The organism is Orenia metallireducens (assembly GCF_001693735.1).
GTDB classification, from domain to species: Bacteria; Bacillota; Halanaerobiia; order Halobacteroidales; family Halobacteroidaceae; genus Orenia; species Orenia metallireducens.
In genome coordinates, this window is the sequence record NZ_LWDV01000010.1 from 644,410 (window position 1) to 670,675 (window position 26,266).

31 protein-coding genes and 1 riboswitch are annotated in these 26,266 nt (G+C 33.5%); all 31 genes read right to left on the minus strand.

Features of this window, described 5'->3' with window-relative positions:
- Positions 1-60 precede the first annotated feature (60 nt).
- Entirely contained in the window at positions 61-423 is a 363-nt protein-coding gene (locus U472_RS14985; RefSeq protein ID WP_068719544.1) for a rod-binding protein, read from the minus strand.
- Between the two features lie 14 nt (positions 424-437).
- The gene (locus U472_RS14990; protein ID WP_068719545.1) at positions 438-1,592 is read right to left on the minus strand and encodes a flagellar basal body P-ring protein FlgI; all 1,155 of its coding nucleotides are present in this window, start codon (positions 1,590-1,592) and stop codon (positions 438-440) included.
- Between the two features lie 14 nt (positions 1,593-1,606).
- Positions 1,607-2,200, minus strand: a complete 594-nt coding sequence (locus U472_RS14995) for a flagellar basal body L-ring protein FlgH (RefSeq protein WP_068719546.1) — start codon at positions 2,198-2,200, stop codon at positions 1,607-1,609.
- Positions 2,201-2,214: 14 nt separating this feature from the next.
- Positions 2,215-3,183 (minus strand): flagellar basal body P-ring formation chaperone FlgA, encoded by a 969-nt coding sequence (flgA, locus tag U472_RS15000; RefSeq protein WP_068719547.1) that lies wholly within the window; start codon positions 3,181-3,183, stop codon positions 2,215-2,217.
- Positions 3,184-3,193: 10 nt separating this feature from the next.
- Positions 3,194-3,982 (minus strand): flagellar basal-body rod protein FlgG, encoded by a 789-nt coding sequence (gene flgG / locus U472_RS15005; protein WP_068719548.1) that lies wholly within the window; start codon positions 3,980-3,982, stop codon positions 3,194-3,196.
- Positions 3,983-4,066: 84 nt separating this feature from the next.
- On the minus strand, positions 4,067-4,807 hold the full coding sequence (locus tag U472_RS17085; RefSeq protein WP_218059086.1) for a flagellar hook-basal body protein: 741 nt from the start codon (positions 4,805-4,807) through the stop codon (positions 4,067-4,069).
- A 118-nt stretch (positions 4,808-4,925) separates the two neighbouring features.
- Positions 4,926-5,186, minus strand: coding sequence for a sporulation transcriptional regulator SpoIIID (gene spoIIID, locus U472_RS15015; RefSeq protein WP_068719550.1), 261 nt, complete (start codon positions 5,184-5,186; stop codon positions 4,926-4,928).
- Between the two features lie 79 nt (positions 5,187-5,265).
- Positions 5,266-6,054: a M23 family metallopeptidase gene (locus U472_RS15020; protein WP_068719551.1), complete on the minus strand. Its 789-nt coding sequence runs from the start codon at positions 6,052-6,054 to the stop codon at positions 5,266-5,268.
- Positions 6,055-6,115: 61 nt separating this feature from the next.
- Positions 6,116-7,015 carry a stage II sporulation protein D gene (gene spoIID, locus U472_RS15025; RefSeq protein ID WP_068719552.1) on the minus strand — a complete coding sequence of 300 codons (900 nt, stop codon included), beginning with the start codon at positions 7,013-7,015 and terminating at the stop codon, positions 6,116-6,118.
- 501 nt (positions 7,016-7,516) lie between these two features.
- Positions 7,517-8,767 carry a UDP-N-acetylglucosamine 1-carboxyvinyltransferase gene (locus tag U472_RS15030; protein ID WP_068719553.1) on the minus strand — a complete coding sequence of 417 codons (1,251 nt, stop codon included), beginning with the start codon at positions 8,765-8,767 and terminating at the stop codon, positions 7,517-7,519.
- A 94-nt stretch (positions 8,768-8,861) separates the two neighbouring features.
- A complete protein-coding gene (locus U472_RS15035) occupies positions 8,862-9,452 on the minus strand; it encodes a YueI family protein (RefSeq protein WP_068719554.1) in 591 nt (196 codons plus the stop codon).
- Positions 9,453-9,624: 172 nt separating this feature from the next.
- Positions 9,625-10,035, minus strand: coding sequence for a F0F1 ATP synthase subunit epsilon (locus tag U472_RS15040; protein WP_068719555.1), 411 nt, complete (start codon positions 10,033-10,035; stop codon positions 9,625-9,627).
- A 2-nt stretch (positions 10,036-10,037) separates the two neighbouring features.
- Positions 10,038-11,465 carry a F0F1 ATP synthase subunit beta gene (gene atpD, locus U472_RS15045; protein WP_068719556.1) on the minus strand — a complete coding sequence of 476 codons (1,428 nt, stop codon included), beginning with the start codon at positions 11,463-11,465 and terminating at the stop codon, positions 10,038-10,040.
- A gap of 132 nt (positions 11,466-11,597) precedes the next feature.
- Positions 11,598-12,452 carry an ATP synthase F1 subunit gamma gene (atpG, locus tag U472_RS15050; protein WP_068719557.1) on the minus strand — a complete coding sequence of 285 codons (855 nt, stop codon included), beginning with the start codon at positions 12,450-12,452 and terminating at the stop codon, positions 11,598-11,600.
- 38 nt (positions 12,453-12,490) lie between these two features.
- Positions 12,491-14,020 carry a F0F1 ATP synthase subunit alpha gene (atpA, locus tag U472_RS15055; RefSeq protein ID WP_068719558.1) on the minus strand — a complete coding sequence of 510 codons (1,530 nt, stop codon included), beginning with the start codon at positions 14,018-14,020 and terminating at the stop codon, positions 12,491-12,493.
- The gene (gene atpH / locus U472_RS15060; protein ID WP_068719559.1) at positions 14,010-14,585 is read right to left on the minus strand and encodes an ATP synthase F1 subunit delta; all 576 of its coding nucleotides are present in this window, start codon (positions 14,583-14,585) and stop codon (positions 14,010-14,012) included. Before atpH ends, atpA begins: the two co-directional genes overlap by 11 nt.
- Entirely contained in the window at positions 14,579-15,085 is a 507-nt protein-coding gene (atpF, locus tag U472_RS15065) for a F0F1 ATP synthase subunit B (protein WP_068719560.1), read from the minus strand. Before atpF ends, atpH begins: the two co-directional genes overlap by 7 nt.
- A 98-nt stretch (positions 15,086-15,183) precedes the next feature.
- Positions 15,184-15,435, minus strand: coding sequence for an ATP synthase F0 subunit C (atpE, locus tag U472_RS15070; protein WP_068719561.1), 252 nt, complete (start codon positions 15,433-15,435; stop codon positions 15,184-15,186).
- A gap of 35 nt (positions 15,436-15,470) precedes the next feature.
- A complete protein-coding gene (gene atpE / locus U472_RS15075) occupies positions 15,471-16,022 on the minus strand; it encodes an ATP synthase F0 subunit C (protein ID WP_068719562.1) in 552 nt (183 codons plus the stop codon).
- A gap of 32 nt (positions 16,023-16,054) precedes the next feature.
- Positions 16,055-16,777, minus strand: coding sequence for a F0F1 ATP synthase subunit A (atpB, locus tag U472_RS15080; protein ID WP_068719563.1), 723 nt, complete (start codon positions 16,775-16,777; stop codon positions 16,055-16,057).
- Between the two features lie 4 nt (positions 16,778-16,781).
- Positions 16,782-17,180 (minus strand): ATP synthase subunit I, encoded by a 399-nt coding sequence (locus tag U472_RS15085; RefSeq protein WP_068719564.1) that lies wholly within the window; start codon positions 17,178-17,180, stop codon positions 16,782-16,784.
- Positions 17,181-17,182: 2 nt separating this feature from the next.
- Entirely contained in the window at positions 17,183-17,407 is a 225-nt protein-coding gene (locus tag U472_RS15090) for an AtpZ/AtpI family protein (protein ID WP_068719565.1), read from the minus strand.
- Positions 17,408-17,535: 128 nt separating this feature from the next.
- Positions 17,536-17,728: riboswitch (cyclic di-AMP (ydaO/yuaA leader) on the minus strand.
- Positions 17,729-18,097: 369 nt separating this feature from the next.
- On the minus strand, positions 18,098-19,132 hold the full coding sequence (locus U472_RS15095; RefSeq protein ID WP_068719566.1) for a glycosyltransferase family 4 protein: 1,035 nt from the start codon (positions 19,130-19,132) through the stop codon (positions 18,098-18,100).
- A gap of 179 nt (positions 19,133-19,311) precedes the next feature.
- Positions 19,312-19,752, minus strand: a complete 441-nt coding sequence (locus tag U472_RS15100) for a deoxycytidylate deaminase (protein WP_068719567.1) — start codon at positions 19,750-19,752, stop codon at positions 19,312-19,314.
- 174 nt (positions 19,753-19,926) lie between these two features.
- The gene (upp, locus tag U472_RS15105; RefSeq protein ID WP_068719568.1) at positions 19,927-20,556 is read right to left on the minus strand and encodes a uracil phosphoribosyltransferase; all 630 of its coding nucleotides are present in this window, start codon (positions 20,554-20,556) and stop codon (positions 19,927-19,929) included.
- Positions 20,557-20,568: 12 nt separating this feature from the next.
- Positions 20,569-21,807: a serine hydroxymethyltransferase gene (locus U472_RS15110; protein WP_068719569.1), complete on the minus strand. Its 1,239-nt coding sequence runs from the start codon at positions 21,805-21,807 to the stop codon at positions 20,569-20,571.
- 14 nt (positions 21,808-21,821) lie between these two features.
- Positions 21,822-22,259: a ribose 5-phosphate isomerase B gene (gene rpiB, locus U472_RS15115; RefSeq protein ID WP_068719570.1), complete on the minus strand. Its 438-nt coding sequence runs from the start codon at positions 22,257-22,259 to the stop codon at positions 21,822-21,824.
- 88 nt (positions 22,260-22,347) lie between these two features.
- Positions 22,348-23,037, minus strand: a complete 690-nt coding sequence (locus tag U472_RS15120) for a low molecular weight protein arginine phosphatase (protein WP_068719571.1) — start codon at positions 23,035-23,037, stop codon at positions 22,348-22,350.
- Between the two features lie 36 nt (positions 23,038-23,073).
- On the minus strand, positions 23,074-23,643 hold the full coding sequence (locus U472_RS15125) for a manganese efflux pump MntP (protein WP_245684827.1): 570 nt from the start codon (positions 23,641-23,643) through the stop codon (positions 23,074-23,076).
- Between the two features lie 109 nt (positions 23,644-23,752).
- A complete protein-coding gene (locus tag U472_RS15130) occupies positions 23,753-24,796 on the minus strand; it encodes an L-threonylcarbamoyladenylate synthase (RefSeq protein ID WP_068719573.1) in 1,044 nt (347 codons plus the stop codon).
- A 446-nt stretch (positions 24,797-25,242) separates the two neighbouring features.
- Positions 25,243-26,130: a right-handed parallel beta-helix repeat-containing protein gene (locus U472_RS15135; RefSeq protein ID WP_083189946.1), complete on the minus strand. Its 888-nt coding sequence runs from the start codon at positions 26,128-26,130 to the stop codon at positions 25,243-25,245.
- Positions 26,131-26,266 lie beyond the last annotated feature (136 nt).

The following is a 26,266-nucleotide window of genomic DNA, read 5'->3' on the forward strand; positions in this document are numbered from 1 at the left end:
TTATAAGACCAATACCTTACTATCTAGTTTTACCTATATTTATATAAATATAGGTATTAGTTATGATTTATTACTGAGTTGCTGATAAATCATCTCCGCTATTCCTAATTCATTATTCTCAGCAGCAGATTTAGAAATTTGATTGTAATACATATCTTCAAAAATTTCTCTACTCATTCCACCATCTAATAGACCAGATTTAAAGACAGAACTTCTCATCTGCTTAAACATCATATTTACAAATATAGCCTCAAAGTCTTGGCTTACCTTTCTTAATTCTTCGTCTTCTGCTATTTTATCATTACCTTCTCCAGATTTATCTATTTTTTTAGCTAATAAACCTTTAAATTTGTTCTCTGCCTCAATTAAATTATTTTGCTTAATTTGTAATTGGTTAAGAGAAAAATCAGAATTTATTTTCATAAATAATCACAACCTTACATAATTTCTAATTCAGCATGTAATGCACCAGCTTGTTTAATTGCTTGTAAAATAGCAATAATATCTCTAGGGCTTGCACCCACAGCATTTAATCCCTTAACTACATCAGAAATACTTGAACCCTTTGGTAAAACCATTAATCTACTATCTTCTTCTGCTACATTAATATCAGTCTCTTCAGTTACCTCAGTTTGACCATCTGTAAAAGGATCTGGCTGAACTACATTCTCTTGAGTTGCAATAGTTACTGTTAAATTGCCATGGGCTACTGAAACTTTTGATAAACGGACATTATGTCCCATAACAATTGTTCCTGTTCTCTCATTAATAACAACTTTGGCTTCTGTATCTGGTCTAACTTCTAATTGTTCAAGTCTAGAGATAAAATTAACAACCTTATTCTCATAATAATTAGGTACTTTGACCTCAACTTGACCAGCATCAATAGCCTGAGCATAATAGCCACCTTGTGGAGTATATCCAAAGGTTCCATTAATCACATCAGAAATCCTCTGTGCAGTAGCAAAATTAGGGTTGGCTAAAACCAAAGTAATATGCTTATTATTTGTAAAACTCATAGGAACTTCCTTCTCAATTAAAGCTCCATTAGGAACTCTACCTACTGTAGTATGATTCTGCTTCACTTGATTTCCGCCACCACCTTCATTAAAACCACCTATAGAAACAGGTCCTTGTGCCACTGCATAAACTTCATTACCTCCTGGTCCATGTAATGGAGTCATTAATAAGGTTCCACCTTGTAAGTTATCAGCATCACCAATGGAAGACAAGGTAACATCAATTTCACTTCCTTCATGAACAAAAGGAGGTAAAGTAGCTGTTACCATAACTGCCGCAACATTGTCCGTACCCAAATCTCCAGGATTTACCATTATGCCGAAATTACTTAACATATTTGCTACTGACTGTACTGTAAACTGGCTACTCTTACTATCACCAGTTCCATTTAAACCAACTACCAGACCATAACCTATTAGTTGATTATCTCTAACCCCTTTAATTCTAGTAATATCTTTAATCCTTACTAAAGGATCATTAATACTCTCTTGATCAGGGGTTAGGGCTAAAACAGAACTACTAAAAAAACATATAATTAATAACATATAAAAAAAGCTCTTTATCTTCTGCATCTTATCCTCTCTCCCTAGAAGAACCAATCTAAAATACGGTTGATAATACCTGGTCTTTGCTTATCGCCAATTGCTCCTTTACCTTCATAATTAATACTAACATTAGCAACATAGGTCGAATCAATTGTATTATCAGCATTAATATCATTTGGTCTTACAATTCCTGTCATCTCTACCTCTTGCTTTTCACTATTTATAGTAATATGCTTTTTACCACTAATCTTAAAATTACCATTAGGTAAGATTTCTACAATCTGTACCGTTATCTTAGTATCTAAGCTACCACTACGACTTGTTGAACCTGTAGCACTATTAGTATCACTTTGATTGACACCAAAAGCTTTAATAAAGTTTAAAATACCACTTCCAGCACCTACATTAGCCTGACTACTCTGAGAGGCATCAGTACTGGCTTGTTGACTGGCTGTAGTACTTTCTTTAATAATTATAGTTAAAAGGTCTCCAACTTGATTAGCTTTATCATCTGTAAATATTGATTCAGAATTATCATTCCATAAAGAAGTAGCTTGAACATTATTATTTATTAGGAGCAAAGCACTTAATAGCATAAATAATATACCTTTAATAAACCATCCCTGTTTAAACATTATTTCACTCCCCTTTAATTGATAAGGACTTCTACCGTATCCTTAGCAATAACCCTGGCTTTAATTGTCTCCCTACTATTTATGTTCTGGACTTTAATTGTATCACCAAGGTGACCCTGCTGTAAGGACTTACCTGTAGTAGTCACTTCAACACCACCAACTCTAGCAATGATAGTTATCTCCTTCCACCTCTCTACCAGAGGTGGCATCTCTACCATACTCTTTAATAAAGGACGTCCCATATCCAAAGGTATCTTCATTCTCTTACCATTTAAATCAGTATTGATATCAATAAATTGGTGATTTAATGTATTAATTAACCTTTCCTCTACTTCAAATAAATCACCACTAATCAATTGGTCTTTTTGAATTGGTCCTTTTGCAACAAAGACTTTCTGTAAAACTCCTACCTTATATTGGATATAGACCCTTCTATAAACCTCATCTTCAATTACTATTTCAATAGGGATAGTAGTAGTCCCTACTAAATTACCCTGATAAAATTCACCTATCTCTAATTTCAAATCACCATAGGGTACCATCAAATCTTGAGGTGGATTTATTACATCCACCTTAATCTCTTCTTGGTTATAAGGTAAAGAATTATAAATATAATCCTTACCTAAATCAATTAAGCTATTAATAGATAGCTCTTTATAATCTGATACTACTGTAAATTGATAAGGTATATTAAGATTTACTTGAGTTAAATTAATCTTTAGAGCCCTTAGAGCATAAATTACTTCATCCCGATAAATGATCCGTTGATATCCAGGTAAAGGTGCTTGTCCTAAAATAATATTCTTTACTTTATTTTGAAAAGTAGAATCTCCACTTATAGAAGCAATATCACCTAATTTAACATCTACTTCCCTTACCTTAACCTTATTAGGAATAACTATCCTATTATTAACAGCTAAAACACCTGTGCTCATTATCAAGAACAATAAAAACAAACTTACAACTGTTATTTTATTTCTCATTGTTTAACCCCTATCTTTTTAGTGAGTTAGCTTGTTGTAACATCTCATCAGATGCTTTTATGGCTTTAGAATTAATTTCATAAGCTCTCTGTGCAGCAATCATATCTACCATCTCTTCTACAACCTTAACATTTGAACTCTCTAAAAATCTTTGAGCAATAGACCCATAGCCATCTTGAGTTGGTATACCAATCATAGCCTCACCAGAAGCACCTGTTGCTTTAAAGATATTCTGACCCATACTTGTTAATCCTGCTGGGTTAGAAAAGTTAACCAACTCAATCTGTCCAGCATCCTGAGGAGCATCATTTCCTGGTTCTAGATATGATACCATCCCTTCTTCATTAATCATAATCTCTGTAGCATTAGCTGGAATAGTAATTACAGGTTGTAGTAAGTAACCATCTGAAGTTACTACCTGACCATTACTATCTAGTTTAAAAGAACCATCTCTAGTATAACCTATAGTTCCATCTGGCAATCCAACTTGGAAGAAACCATTACCTTCTATTGCTATATCTAAGGGATTTTCTGTACTTGTTAAGCTACCTTGTCCAAATAGTTTTTGAGTAGCAGCTGGACGGACACCATGTCCAACCTCTATAGATGTAGGTACCTGTGAACCCTGACTATTTGGTGTTCCTGCTTGGCGTAAAGTTTGATACATCAAATCTTGAAAGCTTACCCTAGATTTTTTAAACCCATTAGTATTAACATTTGCTAAGTTGTTAGAGATTGTATCCATATTAAGTTGTTGAGCTCTCATTCCTGATGAAGCACTCCATAATGATCTAATCATCTTTATTCACTCCTTAATAATAATTTCTATATAAATATCTCAATTCAAAAATATCTTTTAAATAACTTGTTCATCACTTAACTACTATACCTTCCCTACTTCATTAACAGCCTTACCCAAAGTATCATTATGAGCTTGAATTACCTTCTGGTCAGCTTCATATACTCTACTATTATCAATCATTTTGATCATCTCCTGAACAGCACTAACATTAGATTCCTCTAAAAAACCTTGTACTATCTCTCCTGTAGCTCTAAATGTACCACCAACCTCTGGTCCTCTTCTAAATAATGTATCTCCTTCTTTAATCAATCCTGATTTATTAGCAAAACTTACAATTTGAACCCTACCTAAGGCCTTGCCATCAACCACTATATTATTGTCATCTATATTGACTTTACCTCCATTAGGAATCTGTAGTATACCACCTTCACCCATAACTAAATGACCATTTTGAGTAACAACTTGTCCTTGATTATTTATCGTAAAATTACCATTGCGAGTATATCTTATTCCTTGTGGAGTCTGAATAGCAAAGAACCCCTCACCCTTTATTGCCCAATCAAAGGTATTCGCAGTTTCTTTAAAACTACCTGTGTTAAAATCATTGGCTATTCTATCTATCCCTACTCCAGTACCAACTTTTCCTATAGTAGTAACATTATTATAAATTTTATTTAATAGTTTGTTAGAAAAAGATTTTTCAATTGTTATCTGCTTCTTATATCCTGGTGTATTGATGTTAGCTAAATTATTAGAGATGGTATTATTCTTTAATAAAGCATTCTCCATACCAGCTGCAGATGTGTATAAACCTCTTATCATATAAAGCCCCCCTTTCTGGATTAACCTTATTTAATGAATTATACATTTAGAGCAAAAATCCTTTATATTAATTTAATTTAAAAAAAAAGAGATTGGTATAATTACCAACCCCTCTGTATTACTTAGATATTTTCTTTTTTAGATATTTTTTTCTAGTAGCCTCTCCACCTCTAAAATGCCTTTCTGATTTATTATACTCTAGAATATCTTTAATTTCATCAGCCAATTGAGGATTAATCTTATCTAACCTCTCAGTAATATCCTTATGAATAGTGCTTTTACTAACCCCAAATACTTTAGCAGCTTGCCTTACTGTTGCTTTGGTTTCAATTATATACTCAGAAACTTCCATTACTCTACGGTGAATATAATCTTTCATTAACTTGTCCTCCTTAAAAGTTCAAATCTTAATATATACATATGATATTAAGGAGGACAAATATTCTAAAAAAAGTAAATTATTTTAAATATTGTAATGGAGATATTCTCTTTTCTTGCCCATCTTCTATTTTAATTACTTCAAAGTGCAATTTACTCTCATCACTTAATCCACTATCACCAACTTCACCTAATGCTTGACCTGTACTGATTTTTTCTCCCTCTTCTAAATAAATATTCTGTAAATTTCCATATAAGGTTTTGAAAGTATCATTATGTTTAATAATAACAGTTGTCCCTTGATAATCATCTTTAATAATCTCTTCTACTATCCCATCTTGAACCGCCTTAATCTTAGTACCTATTTCAGCTTTAAAGTCCACCCCACTATTAAACTTCCAAGCATCTAAAACCCTATCTTTATAGGGTTCATTCCAAGACAAGATAATATTACTATCAATAGGTTTAATTAAACTACCAAAAGTTTCAATACTTGTTGGTTTAGCTATAACCTTTATAGCAGGAATATCTTCTTGTTTAACACTATTTTCTTCAGTATTTTTTAGTGATGAAGGTATAGTAATCTCTTCCCTATCTAACTTATAATTATCTAAATCCTCTTTAACATCTATTATCTCTACCCTTGCTTCCTTCTCTTGACCACTTGTTCTTTCAAAATGTGGTTCTTCTGTTAAGGAAAAATAATTCTCTTGATAGAAAGCATACATACCACCTAAGACCATAAAAAAGATGATTACAACTAGATAAATCCACTTCCATGACTTTAAGCCTTTAACCTTATCCTTTAACTTAATTTTCTTTTTGTCTAAAATAATAGAAAAGGGCCATTTTTCAAATTTTTTACTCATAAAACTCACCTCCAAAATTATGGTATCCAGAAGTGAGTCTTTTATACATATAATTAATAAATTACCAAAACATTTTTAGTTGTGTATTTGGATAATAATGTAACAGTATCTCTTTAAAATCATATTGATTCTTGGCCATTCCATTAGCACCATATTGACTCATACCTACCCCATGACCATATCCAGAGGTTTTAAACTTTAAAAATTCACCTTCCCTTTTAACACTAAAGTTAGTTGAAGGTAGACCTAGCTTCTGCCTTAATTCTTTACCAGAAAATATTTTTCTTCCCATCTTTAACCTTAATACCCTATGACCAGAGCTTCTCTTAAGTATATTAATATTATCTATATCATTTCTTTCAAGATCTAATACACGACAGATATCATTAATTGAATAAAACTTCTGCTTACTATAATAAGGGGATGCTTCTTCATAATAGCTAGGTACACTCTGTAAATAAGGTACAGAGTTACCCCAAACTGCTATAGCATCTTCTGTATAATCTCCACTACTTGAATGGTATACTGCACTAATTAACTCATCTTCATAAAATAATGCTAGCCCTTTGGTCTCTTCAACTGCTGCTGATACCTTTGACCAGTATAAGATATATTTATTTCCCCATCTCTCTTTTAGCTCCTTTTTAGATAACCAAGCTTGATCACGATTACTGTCAGTAGTTAATTTATTAGACTTTATTTTTTTTAAGGTATATGTCCTAGCTGCTACAGCTTGAGCCTTTAAAGCCTCTATCTCAAATTTAGCTGGCATCTCAGCAGCAACTACTCCTTTCAGATACTCATCTAAGTCCAGTTCCATATAATCTTCTGTCCTAGTATTATAAATATCTATTTTATATTGATTAGCTTTAAATATATTCAAAGAAATCATGATAAAAGTTGGAATAATAATTATAGATATTAAATTCAAAATCATAATAAATAATATTATTCTTTTCAATATCCCTCCTCCTAATAACCCAATTATTAATATTTATGTAATGATAGTACTATGATATTATAGAACAAATTTACAATACCTTTAAAGCAACAACTAGTCATTAAGATTTCTTAATGATTATAACCAAACAATTTAAATATGTCTTAATAGATAGATAATGCGACAGTTTCTACTTTAGTGTACAGTTGACGGTTGACAGTTAACAATTAAGTTCAAAATCTCAGACCTCACCCCCTAACCTCCTCTCCCTATCTAATGAGAGGGGGAATTAGATTTTTATTTTGTTCCCTCTCCTAAGAATAGGAGAGACTGGTTTTGTATGAAGGGTTGCTAAACCCTGAAGGGCTAGGGTGAGGTATGAAAACTGTCGCAATATACCCATATAATCTTATATTTAAATTCTAGAGTAACAAACCTATAGTATAACTTTAAATATGTATCTAAAAAAAGAAGGTAACCATAGCTATGGTTACCTTCTTTTCTAATATTAAAGTCTTAAATCTAACAATTAACTTTTCTAATATTTACACCAATACTCTGTAACTTGTCTAATATATTCTCATATCCACGCTCAATATGATAAATATCACTAATCTCAGTCTCTCCTTCTGCTGCCAATCCTGCTATAATCAAAGCCGCTCCAGCTCTTAAGTCAGTCGCCTTAACTTTAGCTCCTGTTAAATTGGATTTTTTAACAATAGCAGATCTGCCATCTATCTTGATATCTGCTCCCATTCGCTTTAATTCATCAACATGACCAAACCTATTCTCAAAGACGGTCTCTATTACCATACTAGCCCCTTGAGCTTGGGTCAATAAAGCCATAAACTGTGCTTGCATATCTGTAGGAAAGCCAGGATAAGGTAAAGTCTTCATATCAACAGACTTTAGTTTACCATCAGAAATTATTCTGACACTATTGACATCTTCCTTTACCCTAACACCCATCTCTCTTAATTTAGCAATCAATGGCTTTACATGTTCTACTAATACATTATCTATATACAAGTCGCTTTCTGTAATAGCAGCAGCCATCATATAAGTACCTGCTTCAATTCGGTCAGGAATAATAGTATATTCACTTCCTTGTAACCTTTTTACACCCTCAATCTTGATGATATCTGTCCCAGCACCTTTAATCTTAGCTCCCATTACATTTAGGTAATTAGCCAAATCAATAATCTCAGGCTCTCTAGCAGCATTTTCAATAATCGTCTGCCCTTTTGCTCTAACTGCTGCCATCATAATATTTGATGTAGCACCTACACTTGGATAATCTAAATAAATCTTAGCTCCAATTAGTTTATCTGCCTTAACTTCTACTACACCATGCTCTATATTTATCTTGGCACCTAATGCTTTAAATCCTTTTAGGTGTAAATCAATAGGTCTACTTCCTATTTCACAACCACCTGGTAACGAGGTAGACGCCTGCCCAAAACGAGCTAGTAATGCTCCAAGAACATAATAAGAGGCTCGCATCTTCCTAGCTAAATCATAAGGTATATCTAAACGATTAATGGTATCTGTATTAATCTTTAAGATATTATTATTATACTCCGTTTTAGATCCCAAAGAATCTAATATCTTAATTAAATTATTTATATCTCTTAAATTAGGAATATTTTCTAAAATGCTTTCTCCTTCTCCTATCAATGCAGCCATAACAATTGGTAAGGCAGCATTTTTAGCACCACTAATACTGACCATACCTTTTAGTTTACTTACTCCCTCTACTATTAGAAAACTCATCTTAATCCTCCTAATCAAATTTATCGCAAGTCACTAATTATCTTCTTGGTTCTTTACTTAGTTCCTTCTTTAATTATAAAATTTCATCAAGTAATTAATGATTAGCAGGACATTTTTTTCCTATAATCTTATCTAACCAGTTCATTTTTTGATAATTTACTAATTCCTCTGATGCTTTTTCTCCTATTATCTGATAACAATCTTCACAAATCTTCCCTCCCCTAGCATTGATTAGTTCTACTGGTAACCCCTTCTCTTTTAAACTAGTTGCCCTATCCTTGATAAAAATATCACTCTGATTAACAGCATGATCACTTACCACAACTAAGGCTATATCCCCTTTAAAATCTGGTGAATCTACTTTTTTAAAGGATAAATCATGCTCTCTAGCCAGTTTAATATAATCTTTAGCTCTTTCCATATCTACTTTCCGATTAATTATTAATTTCTTTGCTTCTCTCTTTTTAATAGCTTTTAAAACCTCTGGATATGTACCTGGCTCTTCAACTTGTTCAAAAGTTAAAGCCTTTAAAACTCTTTCTCTAAACTCACCTAAAAACCTGTTCTTCTCACCTTTTTTCAATTCAAAACCACCATGAATTCCTGCACTAACCCTCTGTTCTAAATCACTTTTACCTTGATTGCCTATTATGGCTTCTTGCTGGATATCCTTCTCTTCAGTCATATCTTCACCCCATTAAATTTCTTTCTTCATCTATCATTATTCCATAAATATTAATATTATATTTAAAAAGGTCTACTAATAACTTTTCAGTGTAAAACCAAATATAACAGCTCCAAACATCTATACTATAATTTACCACCCTAATAAAAAAAGAGCAAGAGATTTTAATCTCTTACTCAAAATTTCTGCCTTTACTGACTTTCAATCTATTCATAGCCTTCTTTAAAGCAATCTCAGCCCTTTTAGAATTAATTGAGCTATCATCTTTAGATAATCGCTTTTCAGCTCTTTCTTTGGCAGATTCTGCCCGGTCCACATCAATCTCATCAGAGTATTCAGCAGTATCAACCAAGATATTAATCTCTTCAGGTTTTACTTCAATATAACCTGTACTAGATGCTAATATCTTCTCTTGATCATTATTTTTGATTTTAATCTGACCAATATCTAAACCTGTTACTAAAGGTTGATGTTCTGCCAAAAATCCTCTATCACCATCTATAGTTCTTACAGTTACCATAGATGCTTCTCCATCATAGACCACCTTTTCTGGTGTAATGATACTAAGTTTCATTGTGGACATGATTAATCACGACCTTTTGCTTTTTCAGCCTTTTCTACAGCTTCATCTATTGTACCAACAAAAAGAAAAGCCTCTTCTGGTAAGTCATCATGCTTACCTTCTAGGATCTCTTTGAAGCCACGTACAGTCTCATTAACTGGTACATACTTACCTTCCATACCAGTAAATTGCTCTGCTACAGAGAACGGCTGAGATAAGAAACGCTCAATCTTACGTGCACGAGATACAACTAATTTATCATCTTCAGATAATTCATCCATACCTAAAATAGCAATGATATCTTGTAAATCTTTGTATTTTTGTAATGTTTCCTGTACTCTACGTGCAACATTATAATGGTCTTCTCCTACAACACTAGGACTTAAAATAGTAGAAGTAGAATCCAATGGATCAACTGCAGGATAGATACCTTTTTCAGAGATCTGTCTTGATAATACTGTAGTTGCATCCAAGTGAGCAAAGGTAGTTGCTGGAGCAGGGTCAGTTAAGTCATCTGCAGGTACATACACTGCCTGTACCGAAGTGATAGACCCTTTCTTAGTAGATGTGATTCTCTCTTGTAATTCTCCAACATCTGTTGCTAAAGTTGGTTGGTAACCTACCGCTGAAGGCATTCTTCCTAATAATGCTGATACCTCAGAACCAGCTTGAACAAAACGGAAGATATTATCGATAAATAATAATACATCCTTACCAGCTTCATCACGGAAGTATTCAGCCATAGTCAGACCAGTTAAACCAACTCTCATTCTTGCTCCAGGAGGTTCATTCATTTGACCATAAACTAAAGCTACTTTATCTAATATATCTGCTTCTTGGAATTCTAACCATAAATCATTACCTTCACGAGTACGCTCACCTACACCAGTAAATACAGAGTAACCACCATGCTCAGTAGCAATATTATTGATTAATTCCTGAATTAATACTGTTTTACCAACACCAGCACCACCGAATAAACCTACTTTACCACCTCTAGAGTAAGGTGCTAATAAGTCAATAACCTTAATTCCTGTTTCAAAAATTTCAGTTGATGTATCTTGCTCTTCATAACTTGGTGCTTCTCTATGTATAGGAAGACGCTTATCAGTATTAACATCACCATAATTATCAACAGGCTCTCCTAATACGTTGAATATACGACCTAAGCATTCTTCTCCTACTGGCACAGAGATAGGACCACCCAAATCGATAGCCTTCATACCTCTTCTTAATCCATCAGTAGAACTCATAGATACACCTTTTACACGGTTATCACCAACTTGGTGCATAACCTCAATAACTACTTCTTTATCATGTTCTTCATCTACAATCTTTATCGCACCATTGATTTCAGGTAGCTGTTCATTACTAAATTCAACCTCAACTACTGGACCAATAATCTCTACAACTCGCCCAATATTTTGAGGTGAGTTATTCTCTCCACTCATTCTAATACCTCCTTTAACTTCAGTCAATTTCATAAATTGAAATTTATGGAGTTAAATTATTATAGTTAGTGCTTTTGGAATAAATTATATAAAATGTACAATCAAATAGTAATTATGAAATCTCCTGACTTACTATTCTAATGCTTCTGCGCCTCCAACAATCTCCGATAACTCTTGAGTAATAGCTGCTTGACGAGCCCGGTTATAAGATAATTTTAGCTTTTCAATCATATCTTCAGCATTATCTGTAGCTGAATCCATTGCTGTCATTCGAGAAGCAAATTCACTAGCTTTTGATTGTATCAAGGCACCAAAGATAATATTCTTCAAATATTGTGGTAACACAGCAGATAGAACCTCTTCTGCTGATGGGTCATAAAGATAGCTCTCCTCTGAGTCATTTACCTTTCCTGATTCTGGTGGCTCAATAGGTAACAACTGCATTGACTCTACACTTTGGCTAACTACAGAATTAAATTCAGTATAAACTAAATGAATCTCATCTAAAATACCTTCAGTATATAGCTCTACCAATTCATTAGCAATATTAGTAGCTGTAGAGAAACCTGGAGCATCTTCAATTTCAATATATTCAGAGATAATCTCTACTTTATTTTTAAAGTAGTCTCTTCCTTTTTTACCAATGCTTATTAAAGCAGTATCTTTATCAGATTCCTTTAAACCAGTTTCAACCTTTTTAATTACACGGCTATTATATGCACCACATAATCCACGATCACCAGTAATAAATACATACCCTACCTTTTTGACATCACGTTTTTCAAGTAGAGGATGTAAATCATCATCTATTCTAGCTGTAATATCAGCTAAAGTCTCCTTAGTTTTATCGAAAAAAGGTTTAGCACTTTCTGCTCTTTCTTGGGACTTTCTCAACTTAGCAGCAGCAACCATCTTCATAGCTCTAGTTATCTTCTTAGTACTCTCAACACTAGTAATCTGCCGCTTAATATCCCGCATACTTGCCATCGTCAAATCACCTCACTTTCCTAGCAAAAGAAGACCAATTAGGCAGTTGCTTTATCCTTGCTAGTAGCAAAAGTATCTTTAAATTCTTTAATTGCAGCTTTTAACTTCTCTTCTGTATCCTCTTCTAACTTACCACTTTCAACAATAGCTTCTCCCACTTCTGGATGAGTATCTTGCATAAATTTAATAAACTCTCTCTCAAATCTTCTAACATCTTCAACAGGAATATCATCTAAGTATCCATTAGTTACTGTATAGATAATAATAACCTGATCCTCTACTTCTAGTGGACCTGTCTCCTCTTGTTTTAATACCTCTACGATTCTTTCACCACGAGCTAATCTCTTTTGAGTAGCTTCATCTAAGTCAGAACCAAACTGTGCAAAGGCTTCTAATTCACGATATTGGGACATATCTAGTTTTAATGTTCCTGCAACAGATTTCATCGCTTTAATCTGTGCATTACCACCTACACGAGATACAGATAATCCTACGTTAACCGCTGGTCTAACACCAGAATAAAATAATTCACTTTCTAAGAATATCTGTCCATCGGTAATGGAGATTACATTTGTAGGGATGTATGCAGAGATATCTCCTGCTTGTGTTTCAATGATAGGTAAAGCAGTTAAAGAACCTGCACCTAATTCATCATTTAATTTAGCAGCACGCTCTAATAATCTAGAGTGTAAGTAGAATACGTCACCTGGATAAGCTTCACGTCCTGGTGGTCTTCTTAAAAGCAATGACATTTCACGATAAGCAACAGCATGCTTAGATAGATCATCATATACAACTAAAACATCTTCTCCTTCATACATAAATCCTTCTCCAATAGTACAACCTGCATAAGGAGCTAGATATTGTAATGGAGCTGGTTCACTAGCAGATGCTGAAACTACTGTTGTATATTCCATTGCACCTGATTCTTCTAATTTATTTACAATCTGAGCTACTGTAGAAGATTTCTGCCCAATTGCTACATAAATACATGCTACATCTTTACCCTTTTGATTAATAATAGTGTCGATTCCGATAGCTGTTTTACCAGTTTGGCGGTCACCGATAATCAATTCACGTTGACCCTTACCAATTGGTACCATAGAGTCAATTGCTTTAATACCTGTTTGTAATGGCTGTTTTACTGGCTGACGATCAACAATTCCTGGTGCCTCAGACTCAATTGGTCTAGCTTTATCACTATTAATTGGTCCTTTTCCATCGATAGGTTGACCTAAAGCATTAACAACACGACCTTTTAATTCTTGACCAATAGGTACCTCTACAATTTTATTAGTTCTATTTACAGTATCTCCCTCTTCAATCTTAGATTCATCACCTAAGATAACACAACCTATACTATCTTCCTCTAAGTTTAGTGCCATTCCATAAACACCACTATCAAATTCTAACAACTCACCAGCCATAGCATCTTCTAAGCCATGAATTCTGGCAATTCCATCACCAACATTAAGTACAGTTCCTACACCTTTTACTTCTAGTTCTACATTATAATTTTTTATCTGTTCTTTAATTATAGAACTGATTTCTTCAGGTCTAAGATTCATCTATTTTCACCCCTAACTTGCTTACTTCTAAACCTTTTAATGTATTTTCAAGCTTTTTAAGATGATTTAATAAACTTCCATCAATTACCTTATCACCAATCTTTAAAATTAACCCACCTAATAGCTCTGGCTGAACCTTTAATTTTAAAGCAACCTCTTTTTTAGTGGTATCTTCTAATTTTAATTTTAATTTATCTTGATATTTCTCTGATAAATTGATTGGCGAAATAACTTGAACCTCTAGTCTATTTTGTTGAGTATCGACTAATTTTTTAAATTGTTGATAGATTGCTTGCAAATAATCTACCCTACCCTTATCTATCAATATTTTAATAAAGTTCATTAGATAATTTGATAATTCTTTCTCAAATACCTTTGTTAATGTTTCCTTCTTCTGATCATTACTAAGCTTAGGATGGTTAAGTAATTGCTTAAGCTCATCATTGCTATTAACAACATTAACAATTTCATGGAATTGATTTTCAGTCTCTTCTAAAGCCTTATCTTCCATAGCTAAATCAAATAAAGCTTGAGCATATCTTTCAGCTACTTGGTTTCTTAGCATCCTAGCTCACCCAACTTATCTTTATCTATTCCTTCAATATAACTTTCGATTGTCTTCTCTTGTAATTCTTTATTAATAGATTTCTCTAATAGTTGTTTAGTCATTTGAATTGAGATATTTGTTACTTCATCTTTTAAGCTGTCAACAGCTTGTTGTTTAGCACGAGCAATTTCCTTCTCTGCTCTTTCAATCTTCTTGTTAGCTTCAAACTTTGCTTCATTAATAATATCTTCTTTATTTCTTTGGGCTCTACGACGACTTTCTTCAATTATATCTTGGGCTTCAGCCTTAGCATCTTGTAATCTTTCTTGGTATTCAGCTTTTAACTGTTCAGCTTCATTCTCACGCTCAATAGCCTGATCTATCTGGTTTGAAATTTTTTCAGAACGATCATTCATAAGATTAGTTATTGGCTCAAATAAGAAGCGTTTTAAAACAAAGTATAATACCATAAAGTTAATCAGTTGAAGAACAAATGTAGTTAAATCTAAAGAAATCAATTATTGTTACCCCCCTTCACAACCACTATGTAACAAAAAATAAATCTCTAAAATAATTAAAGGAAGATGAATAAATATTTATTCATCTTCAAATATTCTTATCCAAATAGTGGATTAGCAAATAATAAGATTAATGCAATTACCAAGCCATAAATACCAGTTGTTTCTGCAACTGCAGCACCTAATAACATAGTTCTAACAATATCACCTTGAGCTTCAGGTTGCTTACCTACTGCTTCAGCACCTTTTCCTGCAGCATATCCCTGTCCAATACCTGCTCCAATTCCTGCTATCATAGCTAATCCTGCTCCAATAGCAGACGCAGCTTTAATTAAAGATAATCCATCCATAATTAATATCCTCCTTTATAATATTTATTTTATAATTAACCAATTAATGGATTGGCAAATAACAATATTAAAGCAACTACCAATGCATAAATACCAGTTGTTTGACCAACAGCCTGACCTAATAACATAGTTCTAACAACAATACTTTGATACTTAGGTCTTTGACCAACACGTTCAGCACCTTTTCCTGCAGCATATCCCTGACCTATACCTGGTCCAATCCCTGCTATCATAGATAAACCAGCACCCAATACAGATGCTGCTATAACAATAGCGGCTCCTTCTACTCCTACTAAGGGATTAGCATAAAGTAAAATCAAAGATACTACCAATGAGAAGATACCAGAAGTCTCTGCAACTGCTGATCCTAATAACATTACTAATGTAATATTACTAGTATTATTTTGATTCCTACCTACTGCTTCAGCACCCTTTCCTGCTGCATATCCTTGACCTATACCTGGTCCAATTCCTGCTATCATAGCAAAACCAGCTGCTAATACTGCCGCAGCAGATACTAAAGTTTTAGCATCAAACTGATCTAGCCATTCTAATAAGAAGACTACTAGATTAGATATCTCTTCCAAAAGAAACCCTCCTTTCTTAAACTATGGAGAGATTATTCCATACCTGTTGCAATATAAGTCATTGTCAACATTGTAAAGATAAAAGCCTGTAATACTCCAGCAAAAACATCAAAGTAAAGACTTGCTATACCTGGAATAAGTACACCAACTACACTATATAGTAATCCCATGATTACTACTCCACCTAACATGTTACCAAATAGACGGAAGGATAAAGATACTGGGTCCGCTATTGCCCCAATTATATTCAATGGGAACAGAAAGGCCATTGGCTCAAAATAATCTTTTATGTACCCACCAATACCTTTAGCTCTAATTCCAGAGACATGAACAGCAATAAATGTAATTAATGCTAAAGCAAAAGTAGTATTTAAATCTGCTGTTGGAGTATACAGACTGAATAGGTCTCTACCTGGAACAATTCCTATCAAGTTAGCTAAGGCCAAAAACATTATTAATGTACCTATATAAGGAACATATTTTTGGTTCCCAGACCCCATTGCACTCTCTACTAAACCTTGAATAGACTCAACTATAAATTCAGCAAAATTCTGTAAACTCAAAGGTTTTGGCTTCTCTTTTAGGTTTCTAGTTGATAGCCAAGCAAATACTCCTAAGATAGCAATGATTACCCAAGTAGTTATAACAGTAGACTTAATTGGAAGACCAGCAACTTCAAATACTCTAGGAGCAAAAGCCTCAGGGTTTACTTCTTCAAGAAACATCTTATCAATCAAATTATTGATAAATCCCATCTAGTTAACTCCCCTCCTTTCTAGTCAACTCTTCATTCTGTGGATAAAACTTAAAGATATTACTTAGCAAAATAACAAACTTAATTGTTAACATACCAATAATTGTTGTCAACAAATTGACATCTTGCCTCTTTAAAGCTATATAAAAAACAGTAAACCAGAGTATGTATCTAAATATGTATTGTACTACCATATATGCTTGGGCTTTGGTAGGTGTAAACTTAACTGCCTTTTGTAGAGAAATAGCTAATAAGTGAAAATTAATAATCCCCATTATAGACCCAACTAATAAACCAAAAGCAGACTTTTTATCAAAAAAAGCCAATAATAGTATTGCTAAAAATAAATTTAATATAATAGTGTATTTTATCACAAAATACTCAGTTCTTCTTAATTCCTTCACTACTATCCCTTCCTATCCTTCTCAGTAGCCATAAGTAATCTATAAGCACTTCTAAAACCAGATATAATGCCTAAAATAGTAAATGTAATCAAAAAGATAACATTAGTACCTAGCCATTTATCTAATTTATTCCCAAACCAAACACAGATAATTATAGGCACTATAATACTAATACCTACTTGAGATAATAAAGCCAAAGCTTTAAGAACACCTATATTGTCCTTCATTATGATTCTCCTATGTATTTAATAATTGACTAATATATAAATCAAAATTACCCTTTTTTAGTTTACACAATATATCTCTAAATATACATAAAACCACAGGAACATATAGTAACACCTGTGGAAAAGTATGTCCCTCTTTTCACATGCCTACGAGGTTAGCTGTCGGATTCGGGTAGAGGATACCCTACTAATATAAAATTTAAGATTAAGAATAAATATAAGTAAATATCTAACATCTACTTAACCTCATACTTAAATTTGCTATTAGATTCACCCCAAAAATGGTTCCCCCGCTCTTTGCAGATTAGGCACTTTGCAATTTATTTCTCATTATACTATAAAAATATAGCATTGTAAAGTTTCTTTAAGTAAGTAAACTTTACTTAAAATTGTCATATAAAACGAATATACTCTAATAGATATTAGCACCTAAAGAATAACACTATTTTCTAGCTAACTTCATATCATAATTTTCATGTTAAATACTAACTCAAAATAATAAGATGACGAGACTGACTAGTCAGTCTCGTCATCTTATTATAAATAATTATGACACAAATGTCAAGAATATTTATAATGATTAATCCACTCAACGGATTGGTTGAAAAATTAGTAGTAATAACTCAAAAAATCTAGGTACTGACAGTACCTAGATTAAATTCAATCAATAGTTCCCTATCTTATTTGTAACTACTTAACTAAATTATTGTCATTTATATAATTAGCTTCTGCATTAAATACTCCTAATTTAATAGCCCCTAGTAAAATAAACCCTATAGAGCTAGTGGTTAGAAATATTAGTTGATTTAAATCTGCCTCACTAATACCAATAGCGACCATACCTAAGAAAATACTAACTAAATAAATTATTGTAACAGCTTGAACTTGACTTAATCCTAATTCTAATAGTTTATGGTGTAAGTGCCCTTTATCTGCTTTAAAGATAGGCTGTCCACTTAATTTACGGCGTAAAATAGCAAATAAAGTATCAAAGATAGGAACACCTAAAGCCAATAAAGGAATTAATAATGTTATAGCAGTTACACTCTTTAAAGTACCTATTATTGAAATCGATCCTAACATAAAACCTAAGAACATACTTCCTGTATCTCCCATAAAGATTTCAGCAGGATTAAAATTATACTTTAAAAACCCTAAAGTTGCTCCAATAACTGATAGAGCAAGGATAATAGTCAATACTTGCCCTTTCTGATATGCAAAGATAGCTAGTGTAGCTGCAGCAATTACTGTCACCCCTCCTGCTAAACCATCCATCCCATCTATTAAATTGATAGTATTCATTACACCCACAATCCAGATTAATGTTATTGGTATTCCTAATAACCCCAAATAATAAATACCACCAAAAGGATTACTGATAAATTCAATTCTAGCATCAAATCCAATCAAAACTAATCCTGCTACAATCTGACCTAATAATTTAACGATTGCAGATAACTCATACAAGTCATCTAGAATACCTAAAATAACGATTAAAGTTCCACCAACAATAATTCCTAAAAATTCAGAGCCAAATCCTGTCGAGATTAGGGCGAATAATACGCCCAAATAGATAGCAATCCCTCCCAAACTAGGAATAGGCTTAACATTAATTCTGCGCTTGTTAGGCTTATCTACTGCTCCTAAACTGAAGGCTAAACGCTTCACTTGAGGAACCATTAAATAGCTAATCAATAATGCTACTAGTAATGGATAAATGAACATATTATCCACCCCTCTCTAATTTAAATTTATTTTTGGATAGAAATAATTAACATTAATAAGGGAGCATAATAAATTATGCCCCCGCTTCTAAAATTAAGCTTAAAACTTTTGCTATTAATTAAGTCTACCCTTATTTTATGAAATTTTAATCTAGCTTTCAATTATGAATTTATGGAAAACTATTTAATCTCTTCCATTTGAATTCCCGCCTCATTCATCATCTCTGAAGCCAATTTATCTGGATAAGCTCCCCTAAACACAACTCGCTTAATTCCTGCATTGATAATCATCTTTGTACACAAAATACAAGGTTGATGGGTACAATACAGCGTCGCCTCATTAATAGAGCTCCCATGTAAAGCAGCCTGAATGATGGCATTCTGCTCTGCATGCAGCCCTCGACATAATTCATGTCTCTCTCCTGAAGGCACATTATTCTGCTCACGTAAACAGCCTGTCTCTTCACAATGCTTTAAACCACTAGGTGCTCCATTATATCCTGTAGCCAGAACACGCTTGTCCTTGACAATCAAGGCTCCAACCTTTCTTCTTAGACAAGTCGAACGCTTTGCTACAACTTCGGTCATCTCCATAAAATAATTATCCCATGATGGACGCATAATTTTAACCCCTTTCTTTATTAAGTCTAAGTTTAAGCAGATTTTATCATAAAGTGGTCGATAGACCCGAAGGTAAGTTAAAGTAAATTAGGGTAATTATAAACTTTTATCTCTAAGACTAAAACTCAACCTTAAGCTTAAAATAATAAAAACAGGGCAAAAGCCCTGTTTTTATTACTTAGTTCCAAATAACCTATCTCCTGCATCTCCTAAACCAGGCTCGATATAAGCATGGTCATTTAATTTATCATCTAAGGCAGCAGTATAAATCTCTACATCTGGATGTGCTGCCTGTAGCTTTTTAACTCCTTCTGGAGCAGCTACTAAGCACATAAACTTGATACTTTCAGCACCTCTATCTTTAACAAATTGAATTGCTGCAGCTGCTGACCCTCCTGTTGCTAACATTGGATCAACTACAATTAACTCTCGTGATTCAATATCTGTTGGCATCTTACAGTAATATTCAACTGGCTCTAAAGTTTCAGGGTCACGATACAATCCAATATGCCCTACCTTAGCTGCTGGAATTAAATTAAAAATACCATCTACCATTCCTAGTCCTGCTCTTAAGATAGGTACAACAGCCAATTTCTTTCCAGCAATAACCTTGGCTGTTGTCTCCATAACTGGAGTTTTAATTGTAACATCTTCTAAAGGCAAATCTCTAGTTACTTCATAAGCCATTAGAGTTGCAATCTCATTTGCTAACTCTCTAAATTCCTTTGGCCCAGTCTCTTCTTTTCTCAAATGTGTTAATTTGTGTTGAATTAATGGGTGATCAATAATATGTACTTTACTCATTAAAATTTCCTCCTAGTTTTGATGTAATGATGGATATTCTTCAACCAACTCCTCGACTTCTCTTCTTACTTGGGCTTTAATCTCTTCATTCTCAATATTTAATAACAATTTAGTAATCATCTCTGCTACTCTTTTCATCTCTTTAGCTTTCATACCCCTAGTCGTTAACGATGGAGTTCCTATACGAATTCCACTTGTCACAAAAGGGCTTTTTGTTTCAAAAGGAATAGTGTTCTTATTAACAGTAATATTTACTTCATCTAGGGCATATTCTGCTTCTTTTCCAGTAATATCATGCTCTGTTAAATCTACTAACATTAAATGATTATCAGTACCGCCAGAAACTATTCTAAACTCTTGGCTCAAAGCTTCAGCTAAAACCTTAGCATTCTTCACAACTTGCTTTTGGTATTCCTTAAACTCATCACTTAATGCCTCTTTAAAACAGACAGCTTTAGCTGCGATAATATGCATTAAAGGACCACCTTGAATACCAGGGAAGATTGCCTTATCAATCTTCTTAGCAAACTCCTCTTTACATAAAATCATCCCACCACGAGGACCACGCAAAGTCTTATGGGTAGTGGTAGTTACTATCTGAGCATACTCTACTGGGTTTTGGTGTAATCCTGCTGCCACCAATCCTGCAATATGAGCCATATCAACCATTAAATAAGCCCCTACCTCATCAGCAATCTCTCTAAATTTCTTAAAATCTATCTCCCTTGAATAAGCACTTGCACCAGTTACAATCATCTTAGGCTTATTTTCTAGTGCTAATTCTCTTAATAAATCATAATCGATTCTCTCATCCTCTTGGCTTACACCATATGGAACAAAGTTATAGTAATTACCTGACATATTAACAGGGCTACCATGGGTTAAATGACCACCATGGGTCAGATCCATTCCTAAAACAGTATCTCCTGGTTCTAATAGTGCAAAATAAACAGCAGCATTTGCCTGAGAACCAGAATGGGGTTGTACATTAGCATGCTCTGCCCCAAACAATTCCTTTGCTCTCTCGATAGCTAATTTTTCAGCGATATCAACATACTCACAACCACCATAATATCTCTTATCTGGATACCCTTCAGCATACTTGTTAGTCAATACCGTACCCATAGCTTCTAAAACTGCTTCACTAACGAAGTTCTCTGAAGCAATTAACTCCAAATTTCCCTTCTGCCTACTCTCTTCTTTTTTGATTACTTCAAATAATTCAGGGTCAATCTTCATTAAGTTCTTCATTAGACCACTCTCCTCTAATCCTCTAATTGACTAATCTTATCAATCCTTCTTTGGTGCCTTCCACCTTCAAATTCAGTATCTAACCAAGTTCTAACAACCTCTAAAGCCAACTCACTACCAATAACTCTCTCTCCCATAGTTAGGATATTAGAATTGTTATGTAAGCGAGTCGCTTTAGCAGAGAATACATCATGGCATAAAGCAGCTCTAATTCCTTTTACCTTGTTTGCTGCAATTGACATACCAATTCCAGTACCACAGATTAAAATTCCTCTATCATATTCTCCCTTAGCCACCCCGTAAGCTACCTCTTTAGCAAAATCAGGGTAATCTACAGAATCAGTACTATCTGGTCCAAAATCATGGTATTCTATTCCCTTTTCATCCAACAACTCTTTAACCTTACTCTTTAAATTTATCCCTCCGTGATCACTACCTAATGCTATCTTCATTTTTATACCTCCAATTATAAACTCTTATAAACTCTTACCTATCAACTCTCTATAAACTATTCTCTAATTCATATTATTATCCTGCTTATTAGTCTAAATTTTCGACAATCTTCTGCAGTTCAGCCTTAATCTCCTGGGCACAATCTCTATAGATTGAGATAGGTTGTCCAAAAGGATCAGAGATGTCTAAATTACCTATCTTATCTCTTAATCTAGCTAACTCTCTCTTTTCAGCTAGGACTCTTTGATTTAAATCATCTTCTAATTCAACAATTCTTCTTTCTATTCCCTCTAGTTCATTAAGCAACTCTTCTCTCCTATCCTCTAACTCTTCAATCTCTTCTTGATACTCTAAGATAAACTCTTCCCTCTTCTTATCTATTATCTGATGTAGCTCTTCTATCTGCTTGGTTTCATCTTCAATATCCTCAACTCTAGCTGCATACTCTTTTAATGTATAAACCTTCTCTCTAAAATCAGGGTAATCATCTAAAATAATCAATTTGTGCCTTTGAGTCATCGTTAAGATTAAATCTGCTTCTTCTACTAGTTCTTTAGATAATAATGTAGTTTGGTGATTAGTTAGGTCTATCCCTTCCTCTTTCATAACCTTAATTGCCTGATGAGCTGCACCTCCACCCTCAAAGGCAGATATACCTGCTGATTTAATCTTGTAATTGTCCTTGCCATACCTAGTTAATAAATCCCTAAGTAATGCTTCTGCCATACTACTTCTACAAGTATTTCCAGTACATACTAACAAAATAGTCTTCTTCAAAAAATCACCTCCCTATTAAATAATAAAGTCAACTACCTAAGATAAGAGAAAATGAATTCCTAATACAATCAAAGCGACTCCTCCTAAAACTTCAGCATTACCACTCAATAACTTACCTATTTTATCCCCTAAGGTCAAGCCACATATAACCATCACAGTAGCAATAACTCCTAAAATCAGACAACTAAAAATTATATTTGTATCTAACATTCCTAAACTAAATCCGACAGATAAAGCATCAATACTAACACTTAAAGCCAAAATAATCAAAGACCAGCCATATAAATCAAAATTATTATCATCTTCATCACTTTTAAAATTTTCATAAATCATTATCATACCTAAAATCATCAATACACCAGAACCAATAGCTGTGGTAACCTTATCTATGGTATCTTCAAAGTAATAATTACCGAAAAAATTATGTAAAAAGAGTCCTAATTCCAACCCTAACAAGGGCATAATAACATGGAATATTCCTATAACCAAACTAAGTTTTAATAATAATAGTAATCTTAATCTTCTTGTACCAATAGCTACAGAAACAGAAAAAGCATCTGTACCTAAAGCTACCCCCAAAACAACTACCTCTATAATACTCACCATAACCCTCCCCATTAAAAAAACAATATATAATCAAAAACATTATATATATATTCTAATAGGAAAGAAGTTATATCTAAATCTTATTGTTGATTATTAAAGACTATATTAATTAAACTTCAACAATCTGATAAGCAGCCGATTTTCTCAATCTATTCATAATTGCTAGACCTAATCCTTCCAATTGGAGACCCTCTATTAGAATCTTCTCAACTCCCTCTTCATCGAACTCTCTTAGTAACTTGAAGATACTCTGGCTAATCTCTATTAAGTTATCTTTGCTACCCATGATTTTAACATTAGAACCTAGGTAACTATCCTCTAACTCCTTACTTACCATCACTCCAATCTTCTTATCTACATTTGCAGTTATCAGTTCTTTAATCTTATCCTTAATTTTATCCTCTTTACCTTCAATTAATACAACCTCTGCTTGTGGAGCATAATGTCTATATTTCATCCCTGGAGAGATTGCCGCTTTAGATTCATCTGCGAATTTACTCTTAACTACAGGATCTATTTCTATTTCACCTAGTTCTTCTAATAACTCTTCATAAGTTACTCCACCAGGTCTTAGCAAGGTGGGTACTTCTCTAGATAAATCAATTACTGTCGATTCTACCCCTAGACCAGTCTGTCCACCATCTACAATACCAGCAATTCTACCAGCCAAATCTTCAATAACATGTTCCACTAAAGTAGGACTAGGTTTACCCGATAAATTAGCACTAGGTGCCGCTAGGGGTAATCCTGTTTCTTTAATTAACTTAAGTGCTATCGGATGGTTTGGCATTCTAACTGCTACTGTATTTAAACCCCCTGTAGTAATATCTGGCACTTTCTTTGCTTTTGGTAGAATAAGTGTTAAAGGTCCTGGCCAAAATTTATTTATTAATTTTTCTGCAAGTTGAGGCACTCTTCCACTTATTAAATCCTCTATATCTTCCTCTTCTCCAATATGTATAATTAAAGGATTATCTGATGGTCTTCCTTTAGCAGTAAAAATAGCCTTTACCGCTCCTTCATCAAGGGCATTAGCCCCTAAACCATATACCGTTTCAGTAGGAAAAGCTACCAATTTCCCCTCCCTTAATAATTCTGTTGCCTCTTTAATCTCTTTTGCTGAGAACAACTTAGTCCCTTTAATACTTCTCATTGTAATATACCCTCTTTCATACTTCTATTGATACTATATATTGTCAGTGTCTGTGCCAGTGAAGTTAAGACCAAGTGTTTTTGAATTTACCCACACTACCACTAATGATAACACTATAAAAACTAAAGCTTCAGTTTTTATTATAGTATATAATATTTCTAAAGATTTGTTAAGAGGGGTTAGATTATAATTACTATTACCTACTAAATTTAATTTTATTCAAAGGAAATAATCCTGCCTATCTTTATAGTATTCTACTTCTCTTCTTAAAAATTAAAGGAACTGGTTTAACTGCAGAGTAAAAGCCTAGCACAGTTTCAGCCTCTCTTCCTACAAGTCTTGATGAGACTCTTCATGATTATCATATTTCAAAAAAAGCTGAGGGACTCTTGCCCATTAACATAGGCTAGAATTTCTCAACTAAACTCATTAATAATAGACCATAATTAATCTGATTCAATTGCACCCAAATCTGGAGCTGAACCATTATATTCAATACCCTCTGCTGCTACACCTGCATCAATTAAATCACTACCATACTTAAGATGTAAAAATCCATTGCTGCTAGGATCAGAATCTATACCAGGTGTTAATGTTACAAAATCAGATTCATCTGCTATATAGTACCAATAAAGATCGTCTTCTGTAAGAGCATTTGGAGCAGAAATATCTCCTACTATTCTATCAGTATGCCCCCCAGCAAAAGAAACATTATTGATAAATACATGGCTAGCACCATCACATCTATGGAAATTATATTCCCCATTATTATAAGCAGTATTATTTATAAACTTAATACTACTGGTGTTACCATTATCAGTAAAGCCATGCTTACCATTATTAAAGGCAATGCTACGACGAACAATATGATCTACATAAATACCAGAACTACCGAGTTTAAAACCATTCTTATCTCCACTTCCTGATGTATTACCATCACTCAACATTCCATTATTATGATCAATACAATCCTCTATTGTGACTACTCCAATTGGACCTGTTTCAGATTTAGCATAGAGGTCCCATCCATCATCAATATTATGATGTGATACACAACCTCGGAATATATTACCTTTACCAACTGTCAATTTAGGTGCAAATCCGTCAGCATCTTCATGGTCACTATCACTGTTATCATGAGATTCAGATTTAAGAATCAAATTATTCGATGGCCACTCACTAATATCATCATAATTACTATTAACTCTGCTAACTTGAAGACCAGAATCTCTATTATATCTAAATACACACTCTTCTATTATATTGTTATTACCAGCAAGTAGCATCCCATTATCACCGGTATTTTGGATAATAATACCTTTAGGGATGAACATTCATCAAATATTAGTAAATTTCAACTAATATCTACAGTAGTTTAATTATTGATATAAAAAGAAATTTCTAAATCATTTGACTGATAATTTATTAAAAAAACTAAGATATAACTACTAAATATAAAATTTATATTCC

Excerpts from the sequence above, each read along its gene's own strand:
- U472_RS15090 (WP_068719565.1), bottom strand. The coding sequence starts at position 17,407 with ATGAAGGACAATATAGGTGTTCTTAAAGCTTTGGCTTTATTATCTCAA.
- spoIIID (WP_068719550.1), bottom strand. The coding sequence starts at position 5,186 with ATGAAAGATTATATTCACCGTAGAGTAATGGAAGTTTCTGAGTATATA.
- atpG (WP_068719557.1), bottom strand. The coding sequence starts at position 12,452 with ATGGCAAGTATGCGGGATATTAAGCGGCAGATTACTAGTGTTGAGAGT.
- U472_RS15030 (WP_068719553.1), bottom strand. The coding sequence starts at position 8,767 with ATGAGTTTTCTAATAGTAGAGGGAGTAAGTAAACTAAAAGGTATGGTC.
- atpB (WP_068719563.1), bottom strand. The coding sequence starts at position 16,777 with ATGGGATTTATCAATAATTTGATTGATAAGATGTTTCTTGAAGAAGTA.
- atpD (WP_068719556.1), bottom strand. The coding sequence starts at position 11,465 with ATGAGTGGAGAGAATAACTCACCTCAAAATATTGGGCGAGTTGTAGAG.
- atpA (WP_068719558.1), bottom strand. The coding sequence starts at position 14,020 with ATGAATCTTAGACCTGAAGAAATCAGTTCTATAATTAAAGAACAGATA.
- U472_RS14990 (WP_068719545.1), bottom strand. The coding sequence starts at position 1,592 with ATGCAGAAGATAAAGAGCTTTTTTTATATGTTATTAATTATATGTTTT.
- flgG (WP_068719548.1), bottom strand. The coding sequence starts at position 3,982 with ATGATTAGATCATTATGGAGTGCTTCATCAGGAATGAGAGCTCAACAA.
- U472_RS15135 (WP_083189946.1), bottom strand. The coding sequence starts at position 26,130 with ATGTTCATCCCTAAAGGTATTATTATCCAAAATACCGGTGATAATGGG.
- atpE (WP_068719561.1), bottom strand. The coding sequence starts at position 15,435 with ATGGATGGATTATCTTTAATTAAAGCTGCGTCTGCTATTGGAGCAGGA.
- U472_RS15095 (WP_068719566.1), bottom strand. The coding sequence starts at position 19,132 with ATGTTCATTTATCCATTACTAGTAGCATTATTGATTAGCTATTTAATG.
- rpiB (WP_068719570.1), bottom strand. The coding sequence starts at position 22,259 with ATGAAGATAGCATTAGGTAGTGATCACGGAGGGATAAATTTAAAGAGT.
- U472_RS14995 (WP_068719546.1), bottom strand. The coding sequence starts at position 2,200 with ATGTTTAAACAGGGATGGTTTATTAAAGGTATATTATTTATGCTATTA.
- U472_RS14985 (WP_068719544.1), bottom strand. The coding sequence starts at position 423 with ATGAAAATAAATTCTGATTTTTCTCTTAACCAATTACAAATTAAGCAA.
- flgA (WP_068719547.1), bottom strand. The coding sequence starts at position 3,183 with ATGAGAAATAAAATAACAGTTGTAAGTTTGTTTTTATTGTTCTTGATA.
- U472_RS15035 (WP_068719554.1), bottom strand. The coding sequence starts at position 9,452 with ATGACTGAAGAGAAGGATATCCAGCAAGAAGCCATAATAGGCAATCAA.
- U472_RS15020 (WP_068719551.1), bottom strand. The coding sequence starts at position 6,054 with ATGAGTAAAAAATTTGAAAAATGGCCCTTTTCTATTATTTTAGACAAA.
- U472_RS15040 (WP_068719555.1), bottom strand. The coding sequence starts at position 10,035 with ATGTCCACAATGAAACTTAGTATCATTACACCAGAAAAGGTGGTCTAT.
- U472_RS15100 (WP_068719567.1), bottom strand. The coding sequence starts at position 19,752 with ATGCGTCCATCATGGGATAATTATTTTATGGAGATGACCGAAGTTGTA.
- U472_RS15125 (WP_245684827.1), bottom strand. The coding sequence starts at position 23,643 with ATGGTGAGTATTATAGAGGTAGTTGTTTTGGGGGTAGCTTTAGGTACA.
- atpH (WP_068719559.1), bottom strand. The coding sequence starts at position 14,585 with ATGCTAAGAAACCAAGTAGCTGAAAGATATGCTCAAGCTTTATTTGAT.
- upp (WP_068719568.1), bottom strand. The coding sequence starts at position 20,556 with ATGAGTAAAGTACATATTATTGATCACCCATTAATTCAACACAAATTA.
- U472_RS15130 (WP_068719573.1), bottom strand. The coding sequence starts at position 24,796 with ATGAGAAGTATTAAAGGGACTAAGTTGTTCTCAGCAAAAGAGATTAAA.
- U472_RS17085 (WP_218059086.1), bottom strand. The coding sequence starts at position 4,807 with ATGATAAGAGGTTTATACACATCTGCAGCTGGTATGGAGAATGCTTTA.
- U472_RS15110 (WP_068719569.1), bottom strand. The coding sequence starts at position 21,807 with ATGAAGAACTTAATGAAGATTGACCCTGAATTATTTGAAGTAATCAAA.